The sequence below is a fragment of the Prosthecobacter sp. genome, from assembly GCF_044227185.1.
Lineage (GTDB): Bacteria > Verrucomicrobiota > Verrucomicrobiia > Verrucomicrobiales > Verrucomicrobiaceae > Prosthecobacter.
In genome coordinates this window covers 182,644-205,959 of sequence record NZ_JBGAFO010000011.1, presented here as the reverse complement: position 1 = coordinate 205,959, position 23,316 = coordinate 182,644, and the positions used below count along the sequence as shown (strand labels likewise).

Sequence of the window (23,316 nt, the reverse complement as noted above, 5' to 3'; positions counted from 1 at the left end):
CGATCCGCCGCAAATGATGGTTGTTCAATTTCCCAGCCACCCGCTCATCGCCACTCCGCCGGAGCTGCGCAGCCGCTGCAGGCCCCAGCTCATCATCAGTCGCGCATCATCCCAGATGTACTTCGTCTTGGTGCCGAGCTGCACCAGGATCACCTCCCGCCCGCCGCTCACCGCGCTGGAGATCAGGCAGCGCTGGCTGGCCACGGTGTAGCCCGTCTTCATGCCGTTGCACTCGGGCATCTTGCCCAGCAGCTCGTTCGTGTTTGTCAGCGTGACGGTGCGGCCGTCCGCACGGTGGAAGGTGAAGTACTTCCGCCGCACGATGTCGCGGATGGTGTCGCTGCGGTATGCCGCCATGGCCACGCGCGCCATGTCCCGCGCCGTGGAGTACTGGCCGCTGACCGTCAGCCCGTGGGGGTTTTTGAAGTGGGAGTTCACACAGCCCAGGGAGCGCGCCTTGGCGTTCATCTTGTAGGCGAAGGCCTCGATGCTGCCCGCATTGTCACGCGCCAGCACATTGGCCACGTCGTTCGCGCTCTTCACCAAAAAAGCGTACAGCAGCTCCCGGCGGGAGTACACTTCCCCGGGCCTCACGCCCAGCCGCGTGGGCTCCACCGCCACGTCAGACGCCTGCACGCGCACCATTTTGTCCAGGTTTCCGGCGTCCAGCACCACCAGGGCCGTCACCAGCTTCTGCGTGCTGGCCACTCCCCGCGCCGTCTCAAAGCTCCGCCCCGCCAGGTGCTGCCCCGTGCGTGCGTCCAGCAGCAGGTAGGAGGCGGCGCGGATGGCCGGGCCGCTGCTGGCCACCAGCATGGGCCGTTCCGGCAGCATCACCGGAATGATCTGCGCACTGTCTCCCTGCTCCGCATACATGTGCTGCGAGTTTGGCGCCACCGGGATGGCGCGTGTCACCCCCGGCTCCGCGCAGCTCGCCAGCAGCCCGGCGGCCACGCCTGTCATCAAAAGCTGGATCAATCTCATCATCGTGGATCGTAAAGTAGGGCCTCCCAGGTTCGCAGGTTTCATGCCGGACGAAAGCGGGCGGCCAAAAGCATCTAGGCCACCCCGAGTTTGTTGTCAAACCTTGCGCCCACCGCCCCGCGCTCCATCTTCCCCCTAAAATATGGCACTTATCATCAACGGCGAACACATCGACGACGAAATCATCGAGGCGGAATTCCGCCACATCAAAGGTCACTTTGAGCGCACCCTCCAGGTGGCCTGCTGCGAGCGTGATCCCGAATTCCGCGGCATCGCCAAGGACAACCTTATCTCCCGCGCCCTGCTGAATCAGGAAAGCCGCCGCCGCCACCCCGAAGTCTCCGAGGAGGACGTCACCGCCCGTCTGAACAAGCTCATCTCCGAGGCCGGCGGCGAAACCCAGTTCTATGTGAACATCGGCATGCCCGTCAAAGACGAGGCCGTCGTGCGCGAAAACGTCTCCGGCGGTGTCCGGCTGGACAAAACCCTGCAGGAAATCTACGCCCCCGAGCCCGAGCCCACCGAGGCCGACCTGCGCGCCTGCTACGAGGCCAATCTGAAGCACTACATGACCGATGAGGAGATCAAGGCCTCCCACATCACCAAGAGCCTCCAGGGCGCCACCAGCCGCCAGGAGGTTTACCAGTCCATGCGCGACATCCGCTCCCAGCTCCTGGCCGGCGCGGACTTCGCCAAGCTGGCCGAAGAGCACCGCAACGCCGAGCAGCAGCAGATCGACCTCGGCTGGTTCAAACGCGGCGAATTCATGGAGGAGTTTGAGACCATCGCCTTCTCCATGGGCGAGGGGGAGATCAGCCCCGTCTTCACCACGCAGCTCGGCTTCCACGTCTGCACCGTCACCGGCCGCCGCCCCTCCGTGGCCCGCCCCTTTGACGAAGTGAAGGCCGACGTGAAAAACCGCTTCCTCGAAGAATACCGCGACAAGAAATTCAACGCCTTCCTGGAAGAACTCAAGACCACTGCGAACGTCGAAGACACCGACCCCGAAGGCCATAACTGCGGGCATTGATAAAAGTCTTCATTCATCATTCCTCATTCTGGTTTCGTCATTGCTGCGGCAGCAGCCTTCACATCTTCGAAATCACCGGCACCGGCCCGCGAAAAATTTCCACCGGTTCCGGCAGCGAGTCCATCGGCGGCGGGCCGGGGAAATTGTCATCCACGAAGCGCCGCCAGGTGTCCCGCGTCTTGGTGGAAATAAAACCCTGCACCGTGTCGCCGCATTTGCCGCAGATCATCACGCTGTGCAGCAGGGAGATGCCCTCGCACACGCCCGTGATCACAAAATCATCCATGCCCGGCGCGTCGCGCCGTGTGTCGCACACCGCGCAGGATTCCAGCCCGCGGTCCAGCGTCACCTGCTCGTCCTGAAACTGCGAGAGCCGCTTCTTCGACTCCTGGGAAAACTCCTCCATCATCTGCGAGCGGCAGTGGTCGCACAGCGCATACTCCATCACGCACTCGCCGCGCTTGTAGGCCTTGGAGATCTGGAACCCGCCCTGAAAGTCTGGCAGGGACTCACCGCAGCGCGTGCAGTTTTGAAACGGACGCTCCTCATACTCACACCGCAGGTCGGGCGGGATCGGCGGCGGCTGTTGGAGATCGTGGTCAGACATCGGCTTGCGTTGCAACAAAGCGCACAACATGCCAGTTTCACAGTCCAATCTCATGCGCGCCTTGCTTTTCCTCAGCCTCCTCCTGTCCGCCGCCCTTCAGGCCCAGAATGCCGACTGGCCTGATTCCCGTGGCAACGCCGCCATGACCGGCACCTCCCCCGTGGAGCTGAAATTTCCCCTGGAACTCGCGTGGCAGTTCAAGCTCATGGACAAGCCCAAGGGCCAGGCCGAGATGCTCGTCTCCAGCGCCGTTGTACGTTCCGGCAAAGTCTATACTGGCTGTAAAGACGGCAAGTTCTTCTGTCTCGATCTCGCCACCGGCAAGGAAATCTGGCACGCCGAGGCCAAGGGTGCCTTCGACGGTGCCGCCGCCTTCGCGGGGGACTTCGTCGTCGTCGGCTGCCAGGACGGTTTCGTCTATGCCTGGAACGCCACCACCGGCAAGGAAGCGTGGAAGTTCGAAACCCAGGCCGAGATCCACGCCGGTGCCAACGTGTGGACCGATCCCGACACCAAGGCGCAGAAGATCATCATCGGCTCCTACGACTACTCCATCTACTGCCTCGACGCCAAAACCGGCGCCAAGGAATGGGCCGCCGAAACCGGCTACTACATCAACGGTGCCTCTGCCGTGGGAGAGGGCAAGGTCGTCTTCGGCGGCTGCGACAGCGTCCTCCACGTGCACGATGTGAAGACCGGCAAGGAGGAGCGCCAGATCGAAGTCGGCGCCTACATCGGCAACAACGTCGCCATCGCCGACGGCATCATCTACGTCAGCCACTACGGCAACCGCGTCGGTGCCTACAAGATCTCCGACGGCGCCAAGCTCTGGGAATACGGCGAGCGCGACTTCGAATACTACGCCGCCCCCGCCATCTGGGAAAAAGGCGTTTACGTCGGCGGCCGGGACAAGCGCTTCCACGCCATCGACCGCGCCACAGGCGCCCAGCTCTGGGAGTTCCGTGCGCGGGATCGCATCGACAGCAGCGCCGTGATCTGCGGCGGGAAAGTCGCCATCTTCGGTGCGGACGACGGCTACATCTACGCCCTCGACCTCAAGACCGGCAAAGAAGTCTGGCACAACGAAATCGGCGCCGCCGTGAAGACCTCACCCGCCGTGGCCGGAGACTACGTGATCTTCGGCGCGGATGACGGCGTGCTGTACGTCTTCAAGAACGGGAAGTGAGTAGAAGTACGACAGACACTCTTGTCTGTCGATCAGTGCTCACGCACACTCGCACCCTCCTCAGAGTCCCCAAAGGCCCGCCCCCTTTCACACGAAAGGCGAGCAAAACCGCTCTCCCCCTTCCTGCCTTCCTCACTCCCCCTTCCGGCAAGAAACCCGCGCCTGACTCCTCGGTGCAGTAACATCACTTCGGGTCGCGCCATTGACATCCGACCGCCTTTGATAATACTGCCTCCGATGAGCACGCTCGTTCAAATCGAATCCGCTGTTGCTGGACTGCCGATGCAAGATCAGTGGACGTTGCTGACCTGGCTGCAAGGTCGTCTGAAGGATTCTCCGAAGACTGCGAACGAGGCATCAACTTCCGAAGCGCTGAAAACATTCCGCCAATTGCAGGCCGAGGTCGCATTGACTGAGGATGGAGCCGTGGCATGGAAAAAGGCAGTCGCGGATGCTCGACGGTAATCACTCGCTCAAGCCTGTGCTGTGATTCACCTCGACACCAGCTTTCTCATTGATGCGCTTGTTCCAGGCAGCGCCCAGGAAGCCCAGATCGTAGCCTGGCTCAAAGCAGGTGAGACAGTGGAAATCAGCGCTGTGGCTTGGGGTGAGTTCCTCTGCGGACCTCTCTCCTCAACGGCCGAAGCCTTTGCCCGCAAACTGCTGCCCGTGGCCGAACCGCTCGAACGGTCAGATGCTGAAAAAGCGGCCAAACTTTTCAATCTCACTGGCAGGCGCTCCAAGACTTATCCCGATTGCTGCATTGCCGCCGTGGCCATCCGCCTCCAAGCCTCTCTGGCCACCAGCAACAGCAGTGACTTTATTTCCATGGTGCCCCATGGGCTGGTGCTGGCGTGAGTTGGGAGCATACCCTTGCATCCCCACCCCACCAAAAAGAGCGGGTGTGCACCATCACCGGCACCGCCCTCAGGCTGGCAGTTCCACTTCCGCTCAGTCAACTTCGACTACGATGTGTTTGTCAGCTCCTCCGCCGTGCGGATCTACCGCGACAGCCCCGACCGCCTCCCGAAAATCGCCTCCTCCAAAAGTTGAACTTCCCGCGCAGGCCGCGCTACTATCGCGCTTCCAAAGATGTCCGCAGCCTACGCACCGCCCTTCACCATCACGCCCAGGGTGCTCGATCTCGTCGCGCAGATCAGCGAGGCCCTGGGACGCTGGGAGGCGCAGAACCCGGATGCGATGACACCCAGGCTGCGCAGGAGCCGCCGCCTGCGCACCATTCATTCCTCCCTGGCCATCGAAAACAACTCCCTCTCGCTCGACCAGGTCACTGCTGTGGTGGAGGGAAAAAGAGTGCTGGGTCCTGCAAAAGACATCTTGGAAGTGCGCAACGCCTTCGCCACCTACGAGAGGCTTGAAGAGTGGAATCCCTCATCCACCAGGCACTTCCTCGCGGCGCAAGGGGTTCTCATGCAGGGCCTTGTGGATCGTCCCGGGCGCTTCCGCTCCGGAGGCGTGGGCATCATGCAGGGGGCGAAGCTTGTTCATCTGGCACCGCCCGCCCCACGCGTCCCCGGGTTGGTAAAAGATCTGTTCTCGTGGTTGAAGCAAAAGCCCCATCATCCGCTCATCACGAGCTGCGTCGTGCACTACGAGCTGGAGTTCATCCATCCTTTTGCGGACGGCAACGGCCGCATCGGGCGGCTGTGGCAGACGCTCATCCTCAGCCTCTGGAAGCCCGCACTCGCCTTCCTTCCGGTGGAAAGCGTCATCCGCGAGCAGCAGGACGGTTATTACAGCGCACTCGCCGCAGCAGACAAGGCGGGCCAGTCCACCCCGTTCATTGAATTCCTGCTCTCCACCCTGCTGCAAAGCCTGCACGAGGTCACCACCACCGACCAAGTCACCGACCAAGTCAAAGCCCTCCTCAAATGCCTCGCCCGGCAGCCGCTCAGCGCCCAGGACTGCATGAAAAAGCTGGGCCTTTCCCACCGGCCCACCTTCCGCAAAAACTACCTCCAGCCCGCCCTCGACGCCCGCCTCATCGAACGCACGCTGCCAGACAAGCCCAACAGCAGCCGGCAAAAGTACCGCCTCATCAGATAGGAACCACTGATGTGGCAACGCCAAAGCCGTTAAAAAACGGCGCTTTCTCTGACCTTCGTCATTCCTCATTCGGGTTTCGTCATTTGAGCCCTCGCACCTTGCCCCTTGCCCCCGGTACCTTGCCTCGCTAAAGAACCCCCGTGCGCATCATCTCCGGCACCGCGGGCGGCCTTTCTCTGGACGTCCCTAAAACCGTCACCCGTCCCACGCAGGACCGGGTGCGGCAGGCTGTGTTCTCCATGCTGGGAGAGCTCGTTCCCGGCGCACATGTGCTCGATCTCTTTGCCGGCACCGGCGCGCTCGGCCTCGAGTGCCTGAGCCGCGGCGCAGCCTCCGCCACCCTGGTGGAGGAAAACAAAGGCGCCTGCGAAGTCATCCGCAAGAACATCGCCAAGACCCGCCTCACCGGCGCCACCGTGCGCCACAGCGATGTCTTCCGCCTGCTGCCTCTGCTGCAAAAGGATGGGAAGCAGTTCGACATCATCTTCGCCGATCCGCCCTACACCCACTGCGACGGCGACACTGACTTCATCGCCCAGCTTCTGGCCGATGAGTCCCTGCCCGCGCTGCTTCATGCGGAGAGCCACGTCATTCTCGAAAGTCATCACTTCAACCGCGAAACGAAAAGCTGGCCCGGCTGGGAGGTGCTGACGGACCGCCACTACGGCTCCACCCGCATCGTCTGGCTGCGCAAAACTCCGCATGGTATCGAAAGCGCTTAGCCTCACCCTCTACAACTTGCTGCTCCCGCTCGGGCTCGTCTTCATGCTGCCCGGCGCCATCATCAAGATGCGCCGCCGCAACGGCCGCTGGCAGGATCTCGCCCAGCGCATCGGCTTCTTCCCGTGCGAGCTGCAGTCGAAGATCAATGCCCTGCCGCAGCGCGAACGCCTCTGGGTGCACGCCGTCAGCGTCGGCGAGGTGGGCGTGGCGAAAAAGCTCATCGCCCGCCTGCTCAAAACCCACGCCGATCTCGGCATCGTCCTCAGCACCACCACCCCCACCGGCCACGCCCTCGCAGCCGAGCTTGCCGCGCAGCATCCGGGCCGCGTCGTGGCCATCTACAGCCCCGTGGATCTCCCCGGCGTGGGCCGCCTCATGCTCGAGCGCATCCAGCCCACGCAGCTCGTGTTGGTGGAGGCCGAGGTGTGGCCCAACCTCACCGCCGCCGCCACACGCCTCGGCATTCCCGTTTCCCTCGTCAATGCGCGCCTCTCCCCGCGCAGCGCGCGCCGCTACCAGAAGTTCCGCACCCTCATCGGCCCCATCTTCGGCATGCTGAAGCAGGTGCTCGTGCAGGAGCCGGACGACGTCACCCGCTGGCAGGGCTTCGGCGTGGAGCCCGACCGCATCCACTTCACCGGCAGCATCAAATACGATCCCGAAGGCGCCACCGTCCCCGCTGCGAAAATCGACGAACTCCGCAGCGTCCTCACGCAAACCGGCATCGCCCCCCCGCAGCCCACCCTCCTCGCCGCCAGCACGCATGCAGGCGAAGAGATCGAGCTCGCCCGCGTCTTCCTCCGCCTGCGCGAAACCGTGCGCGATCTCGCCCTGCTCATCGTCCCACGCCACGTCGAGCGCCGCGCAGAAATCAAAGCCGCACTCCATAGCCTCGGCATCTCCCCCGCCCTCCGCAGCGAATCGAACTCACGTGTCGATTCAAGCGCCCCCGTCTTCCTCATCGACACCACCGGTGAACTCGCCGCCTGGCAGCACCTCGCCACCCTCGTCGTCGTCGGCAAAAGCTTCCTGGCCGAAGGCGGCCAGAACCCCGCCGAAGCCGCCCTCGCGCAAAAACCCGTCCTCTTCGGCCCCCACATGGAAAACTTCACCCCGCTCGTGAGCTTGCTGCTCAAACACGGAGGAGCGCAACAGGTGGCGGATTTTGCAGAGTTGGAATCCGCCTGCCGCACGCTGCTTCAGGATCGTACAAAAGCAGAGCAGATGGCCCAGGCAGGCCACGATGCGCTAAGCATCCATGAAGGCGCGACGATGAGAAGCATGGAGCGCCTGCTCCCCTCCCCTTCATAACTCCCAAACACCCGGACATGAAACGAGTGATTTTGCTTACGGCCACTGTCAGCATGGTGCTTGGTTTCGGCGCAGGCTATTTCTTCGCCATCGTATCCTGGACCCGAACACTCATGAGCGAAGTCATGGAGTCCCACGCAGACCTCCACATCGGCTGTTTCGCGAAGAAATACTCCTGGCATTTTCACTATGCTGGAGCCGACGGCGAATTTGGAAAGACCGACCTTTCCTTGGTGACCGCGGAAAACCCCATCGGCCTGAACGTGCAGGATCCGCGATCCCAAGATGACATCGTTTCACCCGAACTCGTGCTGCCCTGCGGCGCTCGTGTCGAGCTGATCCTCAATTCATCGGATGTGATTCACAGTCTGGGCGAATTCCACGAAAAGATGGCGATCGACGCCGTACCGGGTGTGAAACAACAGGAGATTTTTCAAACGCCAGCCGCGCCCACCGCCGGCACCCTGCGCTGCGTCCAACTCTGCGGCCCCGGCTTCAAAGATCATCACGCCCCTTACCGCTACATCGATGCCGCAGCCTTTGCCACAAGGCTCAAGGCGCAGCCTCCCTTCATCCAGCGCCCGTCCAAGGATTAGGGGTCTCCCGACCCCATCCAAGGATTGGGGGGTTCGCTTCGCGGCTTCGCAGCCGACCCCCACCGCACTCGGAGAGTGCGGACCACTTCACGCAAAAGCGTCGCGTTTCCCACCCCAGCCAAACCACCGTCAACAACGGTCAACCACCGTCAACTCCGCCCAGCCTCCCTCACCCCCACAGCGACTGCGGATACTCCCCGGCATCCACCAGCGCGCGGATGCTCGCCACCACTTCCGCCTTGTCCTCGGGGTACGTCACGCCAAACCACTTCCCCGTCGTCTCCAGCACGCGCACGTCTGCTTTGCCAGCGGCGATGAGAGCATCCACCTGCGCAGGCACATAGCACTCAGACTTCAGCTCCGTGCCGCGCTCAGCCAGAAACTCCGCAAAGGCTTTCTTCAGGTGCGCAAAAATGTCCGGCGTGAAGCCGAAGAAGTTCATCGACACCACTTCATCCCCCGTCAGCGGCACAGGTGCGCCTTCGACTTCGCGGTTCTCCGCGCCGCTGCCGTGCTTGAAGATCTTCGTCATCTCCAGCACGGTTTTGAGCATGCCCTTCTCATCGCGCGTGCACACCCCGCGTGACACACTGCCGTGGTCGGACAGCGTGTTCTTCAAATAGAAGCCCACCATCGACCAGTGGCTCTTCCCATCCTGCGGCCTCGGCTGCGTCAGGTCTGCGGCGATCTTCTTGTACGCATCCTGCCCGTAGAAGTCGTCCGCATTGATCATGAGAAACGGCTCATTCACCACCTTCTCGGCGGCGAGCAGCGCATGCGCCGTGCCCCACGGCTTCGTGCGGCCCTCCGGCACGGTGAAGCCCGCAGGCAGGTCGTTGATGTCCTGGAACGCATACTCCACCTCAATGCGGCCTGCATACTTGCTGCCGATCTGCGTGCGAAACAGCTCTTCAAAATCCCGCCGGATCACAAACACCACCTTGCCAAAGCCCGCGCGGATCGCGTCAAACACCGAGTAGTCCAGCACCACCTCGCCGGAGGGGCCCATGGCATCGAGCTGTTTCAGGCCGCCATAACGGCTGCCCATGCCGGCAGCGAGAATGAGAAGGGTCGGTTTCATCAAAAGGAAAGAGGGGTGGGTGATGGTAAGCCTGTACCCTTTCGCCGGGTGGCGGGGTGGTCAAGGTTGAAGAAGTTTTCTGTTCTCTGTTCTCTGTTCTCTGTTCTCTGTTCTCTGTTCACGGTTGTCCTCTCCGACTCCTTCAGCGCCAAAACAGAGAACCGAGAACCCAGAAACAGAGCACTTGTGCTCCTTCCCCGTTTCGGCTTACATCCCCAAAACACATGCTTCAAGACCTCACGAAACTCATTCAGCTTCAGGAACGTGACCAGCGCATCCGCGCCCTGCAGAAAGACCTCAAGGACATCCCCAACCAACAGGCCCGCGCCAAGATGCAGCTCGCCGGAGACCAGGCCGCCGTGGAGGCCGCCAATCTGGGCATGAAAGAGGTCGAGGTGAAGATCAAAAACATCCAGCTCGATGTGCAGACGCGCCAGAACAGCATCAAGCGCATGCAGGACCAGCAGTTCGAGACCCGCAAGAACGACGAATTCGCCGCCCTCGGCCACGAGATCAAACGCTACCAGGCCGACGTCACCAAGCTGGAAGACGGCGAGCTGGAGCAGATGGAGGCCCTCGAAGCCGCCAAGCTCAAACTCAAGGAAGCCCAGGCCAAACTCGCCGGCACCCAGACCCGCGTGAACGAAGAGCTCAAGGCCCTGGACGAGCGCGCCGCCGGCGTGAAAAAACGCCTTGAAGACCTCAATGCCGAGCGCGCCACCATGGCCGCCCCCATCGATCCCGACACGCTCGATCTCTACACCCGCATCTTCAACAAAAAGGGAGACGCCGCCATCGTCCCCATGGAAAACGCCATGTGCGGCGGCTGCCACATGAAGGTCGTCATGGGCGTCATCCAGTCCCTCAAGCAGTCCGAGCACATCACCCAGTGCGAAAGCTGCGGCCGCATTTTGTATCTGGTGGAGTAGCCAGGCCAGGGGAAGGCTCGCTTGATCCACAGATTGAGGAGTGCCTACGGAACACACAGAAGGCACGGAAAACCAGAGTCCGGTCCCACTTCCGTGTATTCTGTGTATTCCGTAGGCATTCCATTTTGGCTACGCCAGCAGCTTCTCCATCACCTTCCCATGCACATCCGTCAGGCGGAAATCTCTCCCCTGAAACTTAAACGTCAGCTTCTCATGCTCCAGCCCCAGCAGGTGTAAAATCGTCGCATGCAGGTCATGCACATGCGCGGGGTCCTCCGCCACGCCAAAGCCCAGTTCGTCCGTCTTCCCCAGCGTCTGCCCCGCCTTCACACCGCCGCCGGCGAACCACATCGTAAACGCATCGATGTGGTGATTCCGCCCCGTCTTGTCGCGGTTTTCACCCATCGGCGTGCGGCCGAATTCACCGCCCCAGATCACCAGCGTCTCCTCCAGCAGCCCGCGCGCTTTCAGGTCGCGGATCAGCGCCGCGCAGGCCTGGTCCACATCCTTCACCACCTTCGGAAAATCATCCTCCAGCGTCTCGCCCTTGCCGCCGTGGTTGTCCCAGCTCGTGTGGTACAGCTGCACAAAGCGCGTGCCCCGCTCCACCAGCCGCCGCGCCAGCAGGCAGTTCCGCGCAAACGACGGCTGCGTCGGGTCCACCCCATACAGGTCCAGCGTCGCCTTGCTCTCCCCTTTCAGGTCGATCAGCTCCGGCGCGCTGCTCTGCATGCGCCACGCCATCTCATACGCATTGATGCGCGTCTGAATCTCATCGTCCCCCGTCTCCACCAAGCGCGAGAGATTCAGCTCCCGCGCCGTGTCGATCACCCGCCGCTGGCTCGCCGCGCTGTAGCTCGCCGGCGTGGAAAGGTTCAGAATCGGCTCCCCCGTTCCCCGCAGCGGCACGCCCTGGTACGTGGTCGGCAGAAAGCCGCTGCCCCACAGGACGGAACCCCCGCGCGGCCCACGCGGCCCGCTCTGGAGCACCACAAAGCCCGGCAGATCGCTCGACTCGCTGCCGATCCCATATGTCACCCACGAGCCCATCGAAGGCCGGCCAAACTGGCCGCTGCCCGTGTTCATGAAAAGCTTCGCCGGCGCATGGTTGAAAAGCTCCGTCTTGCACGTCGTCACGATGCTCATCTCATCCACCACGCCCTTCAGGTGGGGAAGCATGTCGCTCACCCAGGCGCCGCTCTGCCCGTGCTGCTGAAAGCTGCGGCGTGTGCCCAGCAGCTTGAAGCCGTTGCTCGTGCCCATGAAGGCAAAGCGCTTCCCCTCCACATAGCTCTGCGGGATCGGCTGGCCGTTCAGCTCCACCAGCTTGGGCTTGTAATCAAACAGCTCCAGCTGTGAGGGGCCGCCCGCCATGAAGAGGTAGATCACATTTTTCGCCCGCGGCGTCACATCCCCCTTCTTCATCACCCCCGGCCCGGGAGCAGCCGCCGCCGCGCTCGCCGCCTGCAGTCCCCGCTCCGCCATCAGCGACGCCAGCGCCACAGAGCCAATCCCCATGCCACACTGGCTGAAGAAATGGCGGCGGGTTTGGTCACGAAGCTGGCTGTCCTGCGGAGAAATCATCTCAGGGGCTTACGATCCACCCCACACCGATGTTTCAAGGACCAACGCCCCCCGCCCTCAAGGACCGGGGGTCTCCCGACCCCCACTTCCCTCTCTTGTCAACACCATCCCACCCTCACCGATTCCTCCAAGCCCCCCTTGCCGCGCCCCTACTTTCATCCATCTTAACCCCATGAGTGAGCCGTCTGCATCTTCCGCAGAGTTCCAGCCGCTGGATCCTCACGCCAACAAAGCTGAGCCAGCCGGTCAGACCCAGGAAGCGGCACCCATGACTGGCCTTGAAAAGGCCCGCGCCACCTTCCTTCGAGCAGGTCTCGCTTTTCCGAAGATTCCCGAGAAACTTGCCTGCCAGCTTGAAGAGCGGAGAGAGTGGCAATTTTCTACGCAGCCGCTGAAAATCCCCCCGTACAATGTCGTCACTTACATCGACGAAAGCTATCACTCGTCCGCACCTTATGTCGTGCTAGCCCATGATGGGTGGGGCATCAATTCCTACGCACTAAGCTATTATCTGGTTTTCGGGCCCTTGCGCCTGTTCCTGCACCTTTCCTGGGGAGGCGGTTACTCGGACCGGGTCAGCGATGCCGCCGAAATTCAAAAATGCTTCTCTCTGGCTGACAAAATTCTGCCGGCCTCCATGACGTCAGGCAAACTTCTGCCTGGCGAATATCTGACCATCGTCTGCTCTCTCTACTGCAACTACTGGGGCTTGTCCTTGCCTGGCTACATTCGGAGATCGGAATACACCCATATGAGAGACGCGGAATTGCTCGCCCAAATCCTGAAGTGGCTGAATGACCCCGCCCCCAGACGAAAAAGGGAGCGTGGTGCCCATCCTGCCGCAGGTCGAATTGAATGATCGCTCTCCTCACTTCACCCCCGCCCCCAAGGACCGGGGGTCTCCAGACCCCCACCAAGGATTGGGGGTCTCCGCCCCCCATTCTCTTCCATCCGCCTGCCCCCCCCATGAGTGAGCCGTCTGCATCTTCCGCAGCAGTCCAAACATCGCCCCCTCTTACCAACGATCGGCCACTGGGTCTGGCAGAAGGAGATGCTCCGCTAACCGGTCTGGAAAAAGCTCGCGCGACCTTCTACCGCGCAGGTCTGGCATTTCCACAGGTTCCCGAGGAGCTTGCCGCAGCACTGGAGGAAAAAGAGCGGTGGGTCTTTTCCACACGCGAGGTGACAATGTGGGAATACGATGTCGATAGATATGTGGAGGAGCGCGTCAGTACCTTGGCACCATTCGCTCTTCTGGCTCATTCAGGACATGGCATCAACTCATACGCGATCCAGTACTACCTTTTCTTCGGCCCTTTGCGCCTGTTCCTTCACCTGGCTTTCGGCGGCATCTATTCAAACGAGGAGGAGGACGCCGCCAATATCCGGGAATGCTTTGCGCTGGCTGACGAAATTGTGGCGGCCTCCGCAGTATTGGGAGATTTACCGGCCGGTGACCATTTGACCATCGTGTGCACAGATTTTTATGGCAGCGACTGGGCTAGACCAGGAAGACTCCTCCGACGATACTGGCCGCATCGTCCACATGCAGCCGAGGTGCTCACCGAAGTCTTGACGTGGCTGCGGGGGAGATGACAACGCATCCCACTTCCGTGCATCCAACATTTGTTTCAATTTCAAAACCTCTCGCTTGCACACCCAGACCCGGGGTCAGAGACCCCGGCTCCATGGTCACACCGCCACTCCCAGCGCGGTCAGCGTCTTCAGCACGATCGGTTCTCCCGGCTGCAGCTTGTCGCGTTCGTCAAACAGCAGCCGCGTCACCTTCTCGTAGTCCGGCAGCTTCCCGGTGCGGCGCTGGGCCAGGAGGCGCACGTAGCGCACCGCGCGGTCGATGAGCTTGTTGTTGCTGGGCTTCACGTAGGTCATGAGGTTGTCCAGGTAGCGACCCAGGCGGCCCATCACGAGCGTGGAATGAATGTTGATGAGCATCTTCAGGAGCAGGTGCGCGTGGAATTCGTGGATGCCCGTCAGATCCATCGCATGCTTCAGCCCGTCAAACTCCCAGACCATCTCCCCCGCCCCGCCGTCGATGTGGAATTGCAGATGCTCGGCCCCGTGCGTGCGTGCGCGCCGGCGGGCCGCGAGCTGCGCTGAAAAGTCATACGACTCCAGCACTTCCGCCCCGGCCACATGGCGCACATCCGGCCACTCCAGCGTGCGCGGTTCACGGCGCAGCAGCGCGTGCCATGCGGCGTGCGCGCCGGGCTGCTCCGGCATGAGGAAATGACACCACGAGGCCTGCGCTGCCGGATCATCCTGCTTTTCAAACGGCACGAGGCTGAAGGTGGGCGCGCGCTCCGTGGTGTCCGTGACGACGGTGATGCCAAAGCGCGAGCTGACATAAAACACAAACGCCCCGCGCTGGTACACCGCCGCCTCATGCTCGATGAAGGGCACCAGAAACTGGCCGTCGCAGTGCGCCACGTGCCGCAGCAACTGCAGCACCTCTCCAGGGGCATGCTCCGGGTCGCGGTGATGCAGGAAGGCAAAGCCGATCGCCGCCATGAGCACCGTGCTGGCCTGCAGGCGCGTGCTGCCGGAGACCGCCATGGCGCCGACGCTGAGGTTCAGTTTGCGGATGGCGAGGTTTTCAATCACCCGCCTGGAGCGCGCCGCGACTCTGACGAGCTGCTCGTCCGGATTGCAGTAAAGAAACCACGGCGGATTTGTAGAGATCTCCGCCGCGCGCTCCGCCGCACCGATGACAAAGGGCGTCTCGCCGCCCTCCGTCGAGGCGATGAGGAGGTCACCATTGATGAAGCCGAGCTCCTCAAGCTGCCGCGCCCCATATTCCGGGTGATCCTCAAAGGTCTCGATCGCCTTGATCAGCGCCAGATCCCCCCCGGCCATGAAGGCCACCACGCGATCTGGATCCGCCACTGGCAGGACGCCCATGCGGCAAAACACCTCGATGCTCAGAGACAGCCGCCCTGTGGCGCCGCAGCCGCAAAGAAAGATCCGGTGCCCGGATGCGAGAGTGGCGGCGATAGCCCGGGCGAGGTCCGCGAGGGGGGCCGCCTTGGCGGCAAACTGCCGCACGGCATGAATGTCCACCTGATGCATCAGCTTCACCGCCTCCCCCACATCCGTGCGGGCCATCTGTGAAAGCGAGGTGGTGAAGGGGTGCTGAGACTCCGTATCCAGCGCGCCGAGCTGGTAGTCGGTGGCGACTTGGAGAAACTCGTCGGCGGCATTCATGCAGTATGGATTCGACTGGCGCGGCGCGGCGGATGTTCACATGTGACACTTTCCCATCTTGCACCCGGCGCGGTGCGTTTCACTATGCATGGAAACTCGCATGATGGAATTCGCATTGTTCAGGCTGCCCGACGGGCGGGCATGGCTGGGAGAAGGCCCCTTCACCGCGCTGGCCGCCGCGCCAGCCGCGGGGGGAGCCTTCTATATCAATGACTTCGACCTGCGGGACCCCCTGCCCTGGAAGGTGCCCGGGCGGCTGCATGAGGTCACTGCCGGCAGCCTTGCGGAGGCCATTCACCTCAACGGTTCCCAGAAGCCCCAGATCCAGTGGGCCAAGCCTGCCACGGAGTGGTTTAAAATGGCCTTCCGGCGCATCCGCCGCGAGGTGCTGGCCAAGCGGCTGGAAAAAATGGTGCCCGTGCTCACCGAATCCGGCACTCTGACCGCGGGAGACCCGCGCCGCCTGCTGGACAAGGTCATGCAGGCGCCGGCAAACATGTGGGGCTATGCGCACGTCAAAGACGGCGGCGGCTTTCTGGGCGCGACGCCGGAGCTGCTCTTCAAAGTGCAGGGACGTCAGCTCGAAACGATGGCGCTGGCCGGCACCGCCAAGCCCGGCAATCAGGACGCCTTCCTCACCGATGTGAAAGAGATCGAGGAGCACGAGATCGTGGTGCGCTACCTCACCCAGCAGCTCCAGGCGCTGGGCGCCGTCACCCGTGAGCCGCGCATCCTGTGCCAGACCTCCGGCCTGGTGCATTTTCAGTCCAAGCTGAGCGTGAATCTGACCACTGTAGCCGACCCCGCGCAGCTCGTGCCTCTGCTGCATCCCACACCCGCCGTGGGCTGCCTGCCGCGGGATGAAGAGGCGCTGGAAAAACTGCGCGAGTACCGCCAGCAGCTCAAAGTGCCCGGATTCTTCGGCGCGCCCTTCGGCTTTGCAGAGCCGGGCGGCACCGGCACCACGCACATCATCGTGGCCATCCGCGGCATCTGCTGGGAGGGGGACCAGATCAGCCTGCCCTCCGGCTGCGGCATCGTGGGCGGCAGCGCCTTCGACCACGAATGGCGCGAGCTGCGCCTCAAGCGCGAGGCCGTGCTGCGCCTGCTGGCTCTTCAATCATGACGCAGGCACAGCTCATTCAACAAACTTTGCACACCCTCGCCTACCTCGGCGTGCGTGAAATCTGCGTGGCCGCCGGTGCGCGCAATGCACCGCTGGTCTCCTCCCTGCTGGCCTGCAGCGGGGTGAAGATCTGGAACTTTTTTGAAGAACGCAGCGCCGCGTACTTCGCGCTCGGCCGCATCATGGCAGACCGCCAGCCTGTGGCCGTGGTGACCACCTCCGGCACGGCGGCGGCGGAGCTGCTGCCTGCCACCATCGAGGCGCATTACCAGCATCTGCCGCTCGTGCTCGTGACGGCAGACCGCCCGAAAAGCTACCGTGGCAGCGGCGCGCCGCAGGCCATCGAGCAGGCCGGGCTCTTCGGTGTGTATGCGACCGTCGTGGGAGACTGGGACGCCACGGATGAGTCCCACGAAGGCCACTGCTCAGACGGCCCCATGCATCTCAATGTCTGCCTGGACGAGCCGCTGGAAACCAACGTGCCCGGTGTCGATTTTTCCGCCGCTCCGCCACCCCCAGCGTCCGAGGAAGGACCGGTCTGCTCCCTGGAATGCGATCTCGTTCTGGCGGCGGGCCTGCACCCACAGGAGGCAGCGGAAGCGGCGGCCCTGCTGATGCATCTCGGCGCACCCATCATCGCGGAAGCCACCTCCAATCTGCACGTCTATCCTGAGCTTCATCCGCTTTTGATCCCCGGTGGCGAACGTGCCCTGCAGTCCGCGCGCCCGGCGCATGTCCTGCGCATTGGCGCGGTGCCGTCATGGCGCTGGTGGCGTGATCTGGAGTCGCAGCCAAAAATCAAAGTCACCAACATCACCCGCACTGGTTTCAGCGGGCTGGCACGCACGGAGAATGTGGAGACGCTCACGTGGGAAAACATTCGCAGCACGCAGTTTGCCCGCGTGGATCCGCCCTGCGGCATCCTGCGGTTTGAGCCTGAGTTCGACAAGTTTCCCGCCTCCGAACCCGCCTGGGTGCGGAAGATCGCCAGCGCCATTCCCGCAGGCTCACGGGTGTTTCTGGGCAACAGCCTTCCCATTCGCGAATTCAATCTCGCGCTGAACACCGCGCAGCCCGGCGTGGAGTTCTTCGGCAACCGCGGCGCCAACGGAATCGACGGCCTCGTTTCAACCTTCCTCGGCGCCAGCGCCGTGCATGCCGGGGAGTGCTGGCTCATCCTCGGGGACCTGAGCGCCTTGTATGATCTCGCGGCGCCCTGGGTCATCGCGCAGATGGACCACCCGCGGCTGCGCATCGTCGTCATCAACAACGGCGGCGGCAAAATCTTCTCACGCGTGGCCAGCATGCGAGCCCTTCCGGACGGCGCGCGCAGCGTCATCGAAAACCGTCACTCCCTGGGTTTTGAACCCTGGGCCCAGATGTGGGGCATGGAGTATCTGCAGACCGACGACGCGAATGACCTCGCGGACCTGCTGCCGATGCCGATGGTCATCGAGATCCGGCCGGACCCGCTGGAAACCGAGGCCTTCTGGAAAGACTGGCAGAGGCCGGTGATCAGGCCACGATGAAATCGCGGAAAGCGGTGATGATCACCACCACGGAGCAGGCGCCCGCATCAGGAAAGCCAATGCAGGCATCTCCCAGTGTTTTGGCACGGCCAAACTTCGCCACCATGGCCTTGCTGGCGTCTTTGCCACCCTCGGCGGCCACGGCCACGGCCTCGATGGCCTCAGGGAGAGACTGACCGGCGAAGGCGGCGGCCTTGACGGCTGCGGGCTCCATGGCATCCACGCACGTTTTGTCGCCGATGGCGGCGCCACCGCGCTGCTTCACACCGTCCACACCGGCCTGGAGAAAGGCAGCCAGGCCGGCCGCATCCAAGCTTTCTTTTCCGGCCAGCGCCTTGCCGCCATTGCGGAAAAAGGTGCCAAAGATCGCGCCGCTCGCGCCGCCCATGCTGCTCATCATCGCCATGCCCACGGTGGAAAAGGCTTTTTCGATGCTCTCGGGCTCCGCCGCATTCAGCTTCTCCATGGCCGCGCGCATCCCGCGCTCCATGCCCATGCCATGGTCCCCGTCTCCCAAATCACGGTCCGCCTGGGACAGCATCGGCTCCGCGGCGATGATGCGCTCGCACGCGAGCAGGAGCATGGCTTTGACTTGGTCTTTGGAAAGGTTGGCTTTGGACATGGGACCGCGATTGTTGGCGCTCTGGCGGGGATGTCAAACGGGAACGGGGTGCGGCATCTGCCGCCGGCCCGCCTCTTCACCTCCGCACCGACGCCGCAAAACGGTCTCACTTGTGCTCCGGTGGCGCCAGCCGCTGGACAGCTTCCGGCGTGCCCTTCGCGCGAATCTCCAGACGCTTGGTCAACGGAGCGATTTCAGCGACGGGCAGCCCATTGATCTCTTCATCAAAAACGGCGGCCGGGAGTCCCGTGATTTTTTCAAAGAGGCAGAGTTCAGCGGCTGCGTAGCAGTCAGAGGAGCTGCGCTGAGCGGCTGTGTGCTGATCCAGCTTTTCGTACTTGGGCACCAGCCCGGGACGCCATTTGACATCGACGATTGCATAGGGCTCGTCCTTTTCCTGATCGCCGCCCACCTGGGTGAGCACAAAGCTCGACGCATTTTCAGACGTTTCGTTTGGGGAGATGCGCAGCGTCTGAGCGGTGTCGTGGCGGGTGACTGCCCAAAAGGGTTTGTCGGGGTCATAACAGTTGTCATGCCAGGTGGCGGCGTGCACCGGCAGCCCCTTTTCCCACCGGTAATAGTCAGTCTCCCCCCACCAGGCTTTTCTTCCTGAATCCGAGAAGGTGAGCAGATAACCGGCACGGCCCTGCGGTGGACGAAGACTGGAAAAGACATCCAGCAGTTGAGGCACGTTTTCTCCCCGGCCCTTTTTGATGATCGCATAACCGAGACGATAGCCATCATTGTTGAAGGTGACGATCAATTCCGGGATCGCGTCGCCATCCAGATCTTTCATCTGAAAAGGCGTGGCCGGTAGGTCGGGCAGAATATGGACATACTCGGGAAAATCATTCTTCGTTTTCCCGGCGGGAATCCAGACGGGGGCCAAATTCCACAGGGCGAGCAGATGCCAGGCATCGTGCTCCCAGGCCAGCAGCGCAAGGCCGGCAGGTGACTCGACGACAGCCAGCCACCGCCCATCGGCAAAGAGATCGCCCGATAGAATGGCGCGGCCTGCATGCTCCTGGGCGCCTTCAGTCTTGGCAGCTTTGCTCAGAGTATCTCCCGCCTGCTGCTCCGCCCGCTGCCGGTCCTCTGCGGAGAACAACGGACCTTTCTCTGGAAACCACTGCGCCTGGCTGGCAGAAACCAGCAGCAGCGAAAACACCGCCTGAATCCATGTGCGCATTTTCATGCACCAAGAATCTCATTCCCGCCTTCCGAAGGCAAGCCTGCGTCCGATCATTTGTGATCTCAACTCTCCGCAGGCGGCCGGCCATGCTCACCTGCGTTTCCTCCCCTCCTTAGAAAGCTCCGGCCGCAAGAAGAAGCTCGCGCAGCAAAACCACATCGGGATCATTCATCTCCAATACCATGACTGTTGTCCGGCCAACATCTGTCTGACCATGCAGCCATGCCCCTTTCCACCTGAAATGTTCATCCCACACGTCATGGCGCGGGCGAAACAACCTGACCACCTCGCCCGTCACGATCGATCCCCGCGACGTTGGGACCTTTGTGCATGTTGCAGGAAAAACACGCCCAGGCCAGATTCTCCAGAACTGTCTGGCCGCGGTGCTTCTCCGCGATGATGTGATCCACATGGAACGGCAGGTCCGAGATCTTTTCCGGCAGGCGGCAATATTCACAACGACCTCCCGCCTGTGCAATCACCCGCCTTTCCAGTTCGCGCGAAGGACGAGACATGCCTTAAGCGGCGGCCTGTTGCAGTGAGATGCGCGCACGCGCCTTCATTAGTTCCAGGGTGCGGCCTGCTTTTTGGAAATTTTTCAATTCTGTTCGTTCCGCCTCATTCAGAGTGTCGGCCTTGGCTTTCTCCAAAAGAAGCGTCATTCGATCTCGATCTTCCTCCGAGAATGAAAAACTCAAAATGGCAGTGGCGGCCGCCTTGTCCCATCCGCCCGTTCCCGGCTGGATGACGCGGCTCAAAATGCCCGCTTCCGTGATGGCTGCTGGGTTCATAAATAAATATAACCTTTCCAAAGTCGATTTCAACCCTCCGCCCGCTTGTCCGCGCGCCGCAGGCGGTCCGCCATTCCCTTCATCACGTGCAGGGCAAACTGGGGCATCTCATCGACCATGTAGAGAAAGTGGTGGCGGTTCACCGGCAGCAGCCTGCAGTCGGTGCGGGCAATGGCATCAGCCGCGCGCACGGAGTCTTCGATGAGGGAGATCTCCCCGAAAAATCCTTCGGGACCCACGGTTTCGACCACCACGCCGTTGATCACGATTTCCACCTCGCCGCTCTGCACCACATACATCTCGCCCGACTCGTCTCCCGCGTTGAAAACAGCGGCTCCTTGCGGAACGGACCTCACGTTGGCGGGGCTGGAGAAGATGTCTGGCAGTTTCATGGCTCGTGCAGTTTAGAGTTTCGTGTAGCCCACGCTTTCGCAGGGCATGTCCCAGAGTTTTTTCAGCTCAGCATCCAGCTTCGTGATGCTGAAGCTCACGCCCGCCATCTCCTGGCAGGTGACGATGTTGTCCACGATCGTCTGGTGAATCTTGATTCCGCGCGCATCCAGGATCGGCTTCGCCCCGCGCAGGAGGATCAGCAGCTCCATCATGTGCGTGGAGCCGAGGCTGTTGATGAAAAACACGATTTCGTCTCCGGCGGCGAGAGCGAGGTCATCGCCAAAGAGCAGATCCAGAATCTTTGCCGCCAGTTCGTCCGCCGTGCACATCGGGATGAGCCCCACGCCCTTTTCACCATGAATGCCCATCCCGAGGCCGATCACGTCATCCGCCAGTTCAAAGGTGGGCTTGCCGGTGGCAGGGATGCTGCCGGGCTTGGTGGAGACACCCACGGTGCGCGTGTTGTCGCAGGCCTTCTGCGCGATGCGGGCCAGCTCATCCAGCGAATCCACCGTCTGGGCGGCGGCACCTGCGATCTTGGTGATGGGCACGAGGCCGGCCACGCCGCGGCGCTTGTGCTTTTCCGCCGGCGGAGCGGAGCAGACGTCGTCGGCGATGATGACGGTTTTCACGGTGATGCCCTCGTCCGCGGCGAGCTCCGCGCCAATGTCGAAATTCATCACGTCTCCGGCGTAGTTCCCATACAGGAAGAGCACGCCCTTGCCGCGGTTCACCGCCTGCGCGGCCTCCAGGACGATATCCGGCGGCGGCGCCGCAAAGATCTCGCCCACCGCGGCGCCATCGGCCATGCCCTTGCCCACCAGCCCGTGGTAGATGGGCTCATGCCCCGCGCCCCCGCCCACCAGCAGCGCCGGTGCATCCGGCCGCAGATCATTCATCACGATGGAGCGCGTGCCCACACGGCGCGCCTTGCCATCATAGGCGAGCACGAGCCCCTCAAAAAGTTCGTCGGCGCACTTCAGCGGATTGTTGATGATCTTCTTCGCGGGATTGGCTTGGCTCATGGTCAGGGTCGTCTGGGTTGGGAAAGGAGCCGCCAGTGTTACGGCGTGCGCGGGGACTGTCAAAGCCGATTGGCGGCGCAGAGTCCTCCTCTTCCGCCCCCCTCTCTTCCTCTCTTGGCTGGGACGCGCCCCGTCTCGCCACGCGGCGCTACCGCCCCGCCATCGAGCTGTCCGGCATCTGAAAGGCATTCTCGATGATGTTCACCCGCGGCCTCTCGCCCTCCGTGAGGATCACCTCCGCGATGTCGAAGCGGAACTTGATGCGCGGGTTCCCCAGCAGACGCAGCCAGTCCTGCGCGCCGCGCCGAATGAGGCGCTGCTTGTCCGGGCCCACCGCATCGGCAGGGCGGCCAAACGCGGTACTGGTACGGCATTTCACCTCGACGAAGGTGAGGACGTCCCGATGCCGCGCCACGATGTCCACCTCCCCGCGGTTGGCGCCCCGGTAGTTGCGGTGCAGCACTTTGCGCCCGTGCGCCGCCAGCCAGCGTGCGGCGATGAGCTCGCCCAAGGACCCGAGCTCCGCGCTGCCCATCCTGCGCCCTGCCAGCCGCCGCTGAAAGGCCCGCAGCGGCCGCGCCCAGACCCAGAGTGCGGCTGCGCGCAGGCGTGCATCGCCCGTGATCCGCCGCCGCAGCCAGCGCCACAGGCTTTGCGGTCGGGAGAGGAGCATCTTCATGGCGTCGGGCCGAAATCAAATTCACGCTGCGCCACCGGACCGAAGCTCATGCGGTGATGCCGGCAGGGGCCATGCTGCCGCAGCGCGGCCAGATGAGCGGGGGTGGGGTAGCCTTTGTGGGACTCGAAACCATACTGCGGATGCCTCCGCGCCATTTTCACCATGAGGCGATCGCGCGTGACCTTGGCAATGATGCTGGCGGCCGCGATGGAGAAGCTGAGGCTGTCCCCCTCCACCAGCGCCACGTGGTGCACCGGAAAACGTTTCACCGGCAGACCGTCAATGAGAGCGGCGTCTGGAGCCGGCTGCAATCCCATGACCGCGCGCCGCATGCCCTTCCAGGTGGCCTGGAGGATGTTGATGCGGTCGATCTCCCGCGGCTCGATGCTCACGCAATGCCAGCGGATGCGCACATCCGTGGTGATCTCTTCATACAGCAGCTCGCGCTTTGCCTCGCTGAGCTGTTTGGAATCATTGAGCTCGGCATGGGTGAAGTCCTCCGGCAGCACCACCGCGGCCACGCAGACCGGTCCGGCCAGGGGTCCGCGCCCCGCCTCATCCACCCCCGCGACCACCCGGAACCCCGCGGCCCGCAGCGAATTTTCATGATCAATCGTCGGCATGGTGAAAAGCAGAGAA

27 protein-coding genes are annotated in these 23,316 nt (G+C 62.6%); 14 read left to right on the top strand and 13 right to left on the bottom strand.

Annotated elements, in window-relative coordinates:
• Positions 1-24 precede the first annotated feature (24 nt).
• On the bottom strand, positions 25-987 hold the full coding sequence (locus ACILSQ_RS23835) for a D-alanyl-D-alanine carboxypeptidase family protein (protein WP_395746177.1): 963 nt from the start codon (positions 985-987) through the stop codon (positions 25-27).
• Between the two features lie 139 nt (positions 988-1,126).
• Here ACILSQ_RS23835 and ACILSQ_RS23830 point away from each other — a divergent pair, with 139 nt between their 5' ends.
• Positions 1,127-2,014 carry a peptidylprolyl isomerase gene (locus tag ACILSQ_RS23830; RefSeq protein WP_395746176.1) on the top strand — a complete coding sequence of 296 codons (888 nt, stop codon included), beginning with the start codon at positions 1,127-1,129 and terminating at the stop codon, positions 2,012-2,014.
• 58 nt (positions 2,015-2,072) lie between these two features.
• Here ACILSQ_RS23830 and ACILSQ_RS23825 read toward each other — a convergent pair whose 3' ends face one another.
• A complete protein-coding gene (locus ACILSQ_RS23825; RefSeq protein ID WP_395746175.1) occupies positions 2,073-2,621 on the bottom strand; it encodes a hypothetical protein in 549 nt (182 codons plus the stop codon).
• A 52-nt stretch (positions 2,622-2,673) separates the two neighbouring features.
• Here ACILSQ_RS23825 and ACILSQ_RS23820 point away from each other — a divergent pair, with 52 nt between their 5' ends.
• The 8 genes from ACILSQ_RS23820 (at position 2,674) to ACILSQ_RS23785 (ending at position 8,504) form a co-directional block, all read left to right on the top strand.
• Positions 2,674-3,807: a PQQ-binding-like beta-propeller repeat protein gene (locus tag ACILSQ_RS23820; protein WP_395746174.1), complete on the top strand. Its 1,134-nt coding sequence runs from the start codon at positions 2,674-2,676 to the stop codon at positions 3,805-3,807.
• 237 nt (positions 3,808-4,044) lie between these two features.
• Entirely contained in the window at positions 4,045-4,272 is a 228-nt protein-coding gene (locus ACILSQ_RS23815; protein ID WP_395746173.1) for a hypothetical protein, read from the top strand.
• Positions 4,273-4,293: 21 nt separating this feature from the next.
• Positions 4,294-4,665 (top strand): type II toxin-antitoxin system VapC family toxin, encoded by a 372-nt coding sequence (locus ACILSQ_RS23810; protein ID WP_395746172.1) that lies wholly within the window; start codon positions 4,294-4,296, stop codon positions 4,663-4,665.
• Positions 4,666-4,680: 15 nt separating this feature from the next.
• Complete coding sequence (locus tag ACILSQ_RS23805) at positions 4,681-4,860, top strand: hypothetical protein (RefSeq protein WP_395746171.1); 180 nt, start codon at positions 4,681-4,683, stop codon at positions 4,858-4,860.
• Positions 4,861-4,899: 39 nt separating this feature from the next.
• Positions 4,900-5,874 (top strand): Fic family protein, encoded by a 975-nt coding sequence (locus tag ACILSQ_RS23800; protein WP_395746170.1) that lies wholly within the window; start codon positions 4,900-4,902, stop codon positions 5,872-5,874.
• A 140-nt stretch (positions 5,875-6,014) separates the two neighbouring features.
• Entirely contained in the window at positions 6,015-6,596 is a 582-nt protein-coding gene (rsmD, locus tag ACILSQ_RS23795; protein ID WP_395746169.1) for a 16S rRNA (guanine(966)-N(2))-methyltransferase RsmD, read from the top strand.
• A complete protein-coding gene (locus ACILSQ_RS23790; RefSeq protein WP_395746168.1) occupies positions 6,577-7,908 on the top strand; it encodes a 3-deoxy-D-manno-octulosonic acid transferase in 1,332 nt (443 codons plus the stop codon). The genes rsmD and ACILSQ_RS23790 overlap by 20 nt, the downstream gene beginning before the upstream one ends.
• Before the next feature lie 17 nt (positions 7,909-7,925).
• Complete coding sequence (locus tag ACILSQ_RS23785) at positions 7,926-8,504, top strand: hypothetical protein (protein ID WP_395746167.1); 579 nt, start codon at positions 7,926-7,928, stop codon at positions 8,502-8,504.
• Between the two features lie 169 nt (positions 8,505-8,673).
• Here the strand turns inward: ACILSQ_RS23785 and ACILSQ_RS23780 are convergent, their stop codons facing one another.
• A complete protein-coding gene (locus ACILSQ_RS23780; RefSeq protein WP_395746166.1) occupies positions 8,674-9,585 on the bottom strand; it encodes an NDP-sugar synthase in 912 nt (303 codons plus the stop codon).
• A gap of 224 nt (positions 9,586-9,809) precedes the next feature.
• Between ACILSQ_RS23780 and ACILSQ_RS23775 the strand changes: the two genes are divergently transcribed.
• Positions 9,810-10,514, top strand: coding sequence for a zinc ribbon domain-containing protein (locus ACILSQ_RS23775; protein ID WP_395746165.1), 705 nt, complete (start codon positions 9,810-9,812; stop codon positions 10,512-10,514).
• Between the two features lie 129 nt (positions 10,515-10,643).
• On the opposite strand, the gene ACILSQ_RS23770 is transcribed toward ACILSQ_RS23775, so the two are convergent.
• The gene (locus ACILSQ_RS23770) at positions 10,644-12,098 is read right to left on the bottom strand and encodes a DUF1501 domain-containing protein (RefSeq protein WP_395746164.1); all 1,455 of its coding nucleotides are present in this window, start codon (positions 12,096-12,098) and stop codon (positions 10,644-10,646) included.
• 172 nt (positions 12,099-12,270) lie between these two features.
• Between ACILSQ_RS23770 and ACILSQ_RS23765 the strand changes: the two genes are divergently transcribed.
• Positions 12,271-12,957, top strand: a complete 687-nt coding sequence (locus tag ACILSQ_RS23765; protein ID WP_395746163.1) for a hypothetical protein — start codon at positions 12,271-12,273, stop codon at positions 12,955-12,957.
• Positions 12,958-13,064: 107 nt separating this feature from the next.
• Complete coding sequence (locus tag ACILSQ_RS23760; RefSeq protein ID WP_395746162.1) at positions 13,065-13,694, top strand: hypothetical protein; 630 nt, start codon at positions 13,065-13,067, stop codon at positions 13,692-13,694.
• 96 nt (positions 13,695-13,790) lie between these two features.
• Here the strand turns inward: ACILSQ_RS23760 and ACILSQ_RS23755 are convergent, their stop codons facing one another.
• Entirely contained in the window at positions 13,791-15,320 is a 1,530-nt protein-coding gene (locus tag ACILSQ_RS23755; protein WP_395746161.1) for an SIS domain-containing protein, read from the bottom strand.
• A gap of 100 nt (positions 15,321-15,420) precedes the next feature.
• On the opposite strand from ACILSQ_RS23755, the gene ACILSQ_RS23750 reads away from it, so the two are divergent.
• Entirely contained in the window at positions 15,421-16,446 is a 1,026-nt protein-coding gene (locus tag ACILSQ_RS23750; RefSeq protein WP_395746160.1) for a chorismate-binding protein, read from the top strand.
• Positions 16,443-17,975 (top strand): thiamine pyrophosphate-binding protein, encoded by a 1,533-nt coding sequence (locus ACILSQ_RS23745; RefSeq protein ID WP_395746159.1) that lies wholly within the window; start codon positions 16,443-16,445, stop codon positions 17,973-17,975. Before ACILSQ_RS23750 ends, ACILSQ_RS23745 begins: the two co-directional genes overlap by 4 nt.
• On the opposite strand, the gene dhaL is transcribed toward ACILSQ_RS23745, so the two are convergent.
• The 8 genes from dhaL to ACILSQ_RS23705 all read right to left on the bottom strand — a co-directional run bounded on the left by dhaL (position 17,962) and on the right by ACILSQ_RS23705 (position 23,300).
• The gene (gene dhaL / locus ACILSQ_RS23740) at positions 17,962-18,597 is read right to left on the bottom strand and encodes a dihydroxyacetone kinase subunit DhaL (RefSeq protein WP_395746158.1); all 636 of its coding nucleotides are present in this window, start codon (positions 18,595-18,597) and stop codon (positions 17,962-17,964) included. The two genes, ACILSQ_RS23745 and dhaL, sit on opposite strands and share 14 nt — an antisense overlap.
• A gap of 106 nt (positions 18,598-18,703) precedes the next feature.
• Complete coding sequence (locus ACILSQ_RS23735; protein WP_395746157.1) at positions 18,704-19,792, bottom strand: hypothetical protein; 1,089 nt, start codon at positions 19,790-19,792, stop codon at positions 18,704-18,706.
• A gap of 254 nt (positions 19,793-20,046) precedes the next feature.
• On the bottom strand, positions 20,047-20,304 hold the full coding sequence (locus ACILSQ_RS23730) for an HNH endonuclease (protein ID WP_395746156.1): 258 nt from the start codon (positions 20,302-20,304) through the stop codon (positions 20,047-20,049).
• A gap of 3 nt (positions 20,305-20,307) precedes the next feature.
• On the bottom strand, positions 20,308-20,580 hold the full coding sequence (locus ACILSQ_RS23725) for a hypothetical protein (RefSeq protein ID WP_395746155.1): 273 nt from the start codon (positions 20,578-20,580) through the stop codon (positions 20,308-20,310).
• Between the two features lie 29 nt (positions 20,581-20,609).
• Positions 20,610-20,972, bottom strand: a complete 363-nt coding sequence (locus ACILSQ_RS23720; RefSeq protein ID WP_395746154.1) for a Crp/Fnr family transcriptional regulator — start codon at positions 20,970-20,972, stop codon at positions 20,610-20,612.
• A gap of 12 nt (positions 20,973-20,984) precedes the next feature.
• Positions 20,985-21,998, bottom strand: coding sequence for a dihydroxyacetone kinase subunit DhaK (locus tag ACILSQ_RS23715; protein WP_395746153.1), 1,014 nt, complete (start codon positions 21,996-21,998; stop codon positions 20,985-20,987).
• Between the two features lie 148 nt (positions 21,999-22,146).
• Entirely contained in the window at positions 22,147-22,677 is a 531-nt protein-coding gene (locus tag ACILSQ_RS23710) for a YraN family protein (protein ID WP_395746152.1), read from the bottom strand.
• Positions 22,674-23,300 (bottom strand): ribonuclease HII, encoded by a 627-nt coding sequence (locus ACILSQ_RS23705; RefSeq protein WP_395746151.1) that lies wholly within the window; start codon positions 23,298-23,300, stop codon positions 22,674-22,676. Before ACILSQ_RS23705 ends, ACILSQ_RS23710 begins: the two co-directional genes overlap by 4 nt.
• Positions 23,301-23,316: the final 16 nt, after the last annotated feature.

Excerpts from the sequence above, each read along its gene's own strand:
- ACILSQ_RS23835 (WP_395746177.1), bottom strand. The coding sequence starts at position 987 with ATGATGAGATTGATCCAGCTTTTGATGACAGGCGTGGCCGCCGGGCTG.
- ACILSQ_RS23830 (WP_395746176.1), top strand. The coding sequence starts at position 1,127 with ATGGCACTTATCATCAACGGCGAACACATCGACGACGAAATCATCGAG.
- ACILSQ_RS23825 (WP_395746175.1), bottom strand. The coding sequence starts at position 2,621 with ATGTCTGACCACGATCTCCAACAGCCGCCGCCGATCCCGCCCGACCTG.
- ACILSQ_RS23820 (WP_395746174.1), top strand. The coding sequence starts at position 2,674 with ATGCGCGCCTTGCTTTTCCTCAGCCTCCTCCTGTCCGCCGCCCTTCAG.
- ACILSQ_RS23815 (WP_395746173.1), top strand. The coding sequence starts at position 4,045 with ATGAGCACGCTCGTTCAAATCGAATCCGCTGTTGCTGGACTGCCGATG.
- ACILSQ_RS23800 (WP_395746170.1), top strand. The coding sequence starts at position 4,900 with ATGTCCGCAGCCTACGCACCGCCCTTCACCATCACGCCCAGGGTGCTC.
- ACILSQ_RS23790 (WP_395746168.1), top strand. The coding sequence starts at position 6,577 with ATGGTATCGAAAGCGCTTAGCCTCACCCTCTACAACTTGCTGCTCCCG.
- ACILSQ_RS23785 (WP_395746167.1), top strand. The coding sequence starts at position 7,926 with ATGAAACGAGTGATTTTGCTTACGGCCACTGTCAGCATGGTGCTTGGT.
- ACILSQ_RS23780 (WP_395746166.1), bottom strand. The coding sequence starts at position 9,585 with ATGAAACCGACCCTTCTCATTCTCGCTGCCGGCATGGGCAGCCGTTAT.
- ACILSQ_RS23775 (WP_395746165.1), top strand. The coding sequence starts at position 9,810 with ATGCTTCAAGACCTCACGAAACTCATTCAGCTTCAGGAACGTGACCAG.
- ACILSQ_RS23770 (WP_395746164.1), bottom strand. The coding sequence starts at position 12,098 with ATGATTTCTCCGCAGGACAGCCAGCTTCGTGACCAAACCCGCCGCCAT.
- ACILSQ_RS23765 (WP_395746163.1), top strand. The coding sequence starts at position 12,271 with ATGAGTGAGCCGTCTGCATCTTCCGCAGAGTTCCAGCCGCTGGATCCT.
- ACILSQ_RS23760 (WP_395746162.1), top strand. The coding sequence starts at position 13,065 with ATGAGTGAGCCGTCTGCATCTTCCGCAGCAGTCCAAACATCGCCCCCT.
- ACILSQ_RS23755 (WP_395746161.1), bottom strand. The coding sequence starts at position 15,320 with ATGAATGCCGCCGACGAGTTTCTCCAAGTCGCCACCGACTACCAGCTC.
- ACILSQ_RS23750 (WP_395746160.1), top strand. The coding sequence starts at position 15,421 with ATGATGGAATTCGCATTGTTCAGGCTGCCCGACGGGCGGGCATGGCTG.
- ACILSQ_RS23745 (WP_395746159.1), top strand. The coding sequence starts at position 16,443 with ATGACGCAGGCACAGCTCATTCAACAAACTTTGCACACCCTCGCCTAC.
- dhaL (WP_395746158.1), bottom strand. The coding sequence starts at position 18,597 with ATGTCCAAAGCCAACCTTTCCAAAGACCAAGTCAAAGCCATGCTCCTG.
- ACILSQ_RS23735 (WP_395746157.1), bottom strand. The coding sequence starts at position 19,792 with ATGAAAATGCGCACATGGATTCAGGCGGTGTTTTCGCTGCTGCTGGTT.
- ACILSQ_RS23730 (WP_395746156.1), bottom strand. The coding sequence starts at position 20,304 with ATGTCTCGTCCTTCGCGCGAACTGGAAAGGCGGGTGATTGCACAGGCG.
- ACILSQ_RS23725 (WP_395746155.1), bottom strand. The coding sequence starts at position 20,580 with ATGAACCCAGCAGCCATCACGGAAGCGGGCATTTTGAGCCGCGTCATC.
- ACILSQ_RS23720 (WP_395746154.1), bottom strand. The coding sequence starts at position 20,972 with ATGAAACTGCCAGACATCTTCTCCAGCCCCGCCAACGTGAGGTCCGTT.
- ACILSQ_RS23715 (WP_395746153.1), bottom strand. The coding sequence starts at position 21,998 with ATGAGCCAAGCCAATCCCGCGAAGAAGATCATCAACAATCCGCTGAAG.
- ACILSQ_RS23710 (WP_395746152.1), bottom strand. The coding sequence starts at position 22,677 with ATGAAGATGCTCCTCTCCCGACCGCAAAGCCTGTGGCGCTGGCTGCGG.
- ACILSQ_RS23705 (WP_395746151.1), bottom strand. The coding sequence starts at position 23,300 with ATGCCGACGATTGATCATGAAAATTCGCTGCGGGCCGCGGGGTTCCGG.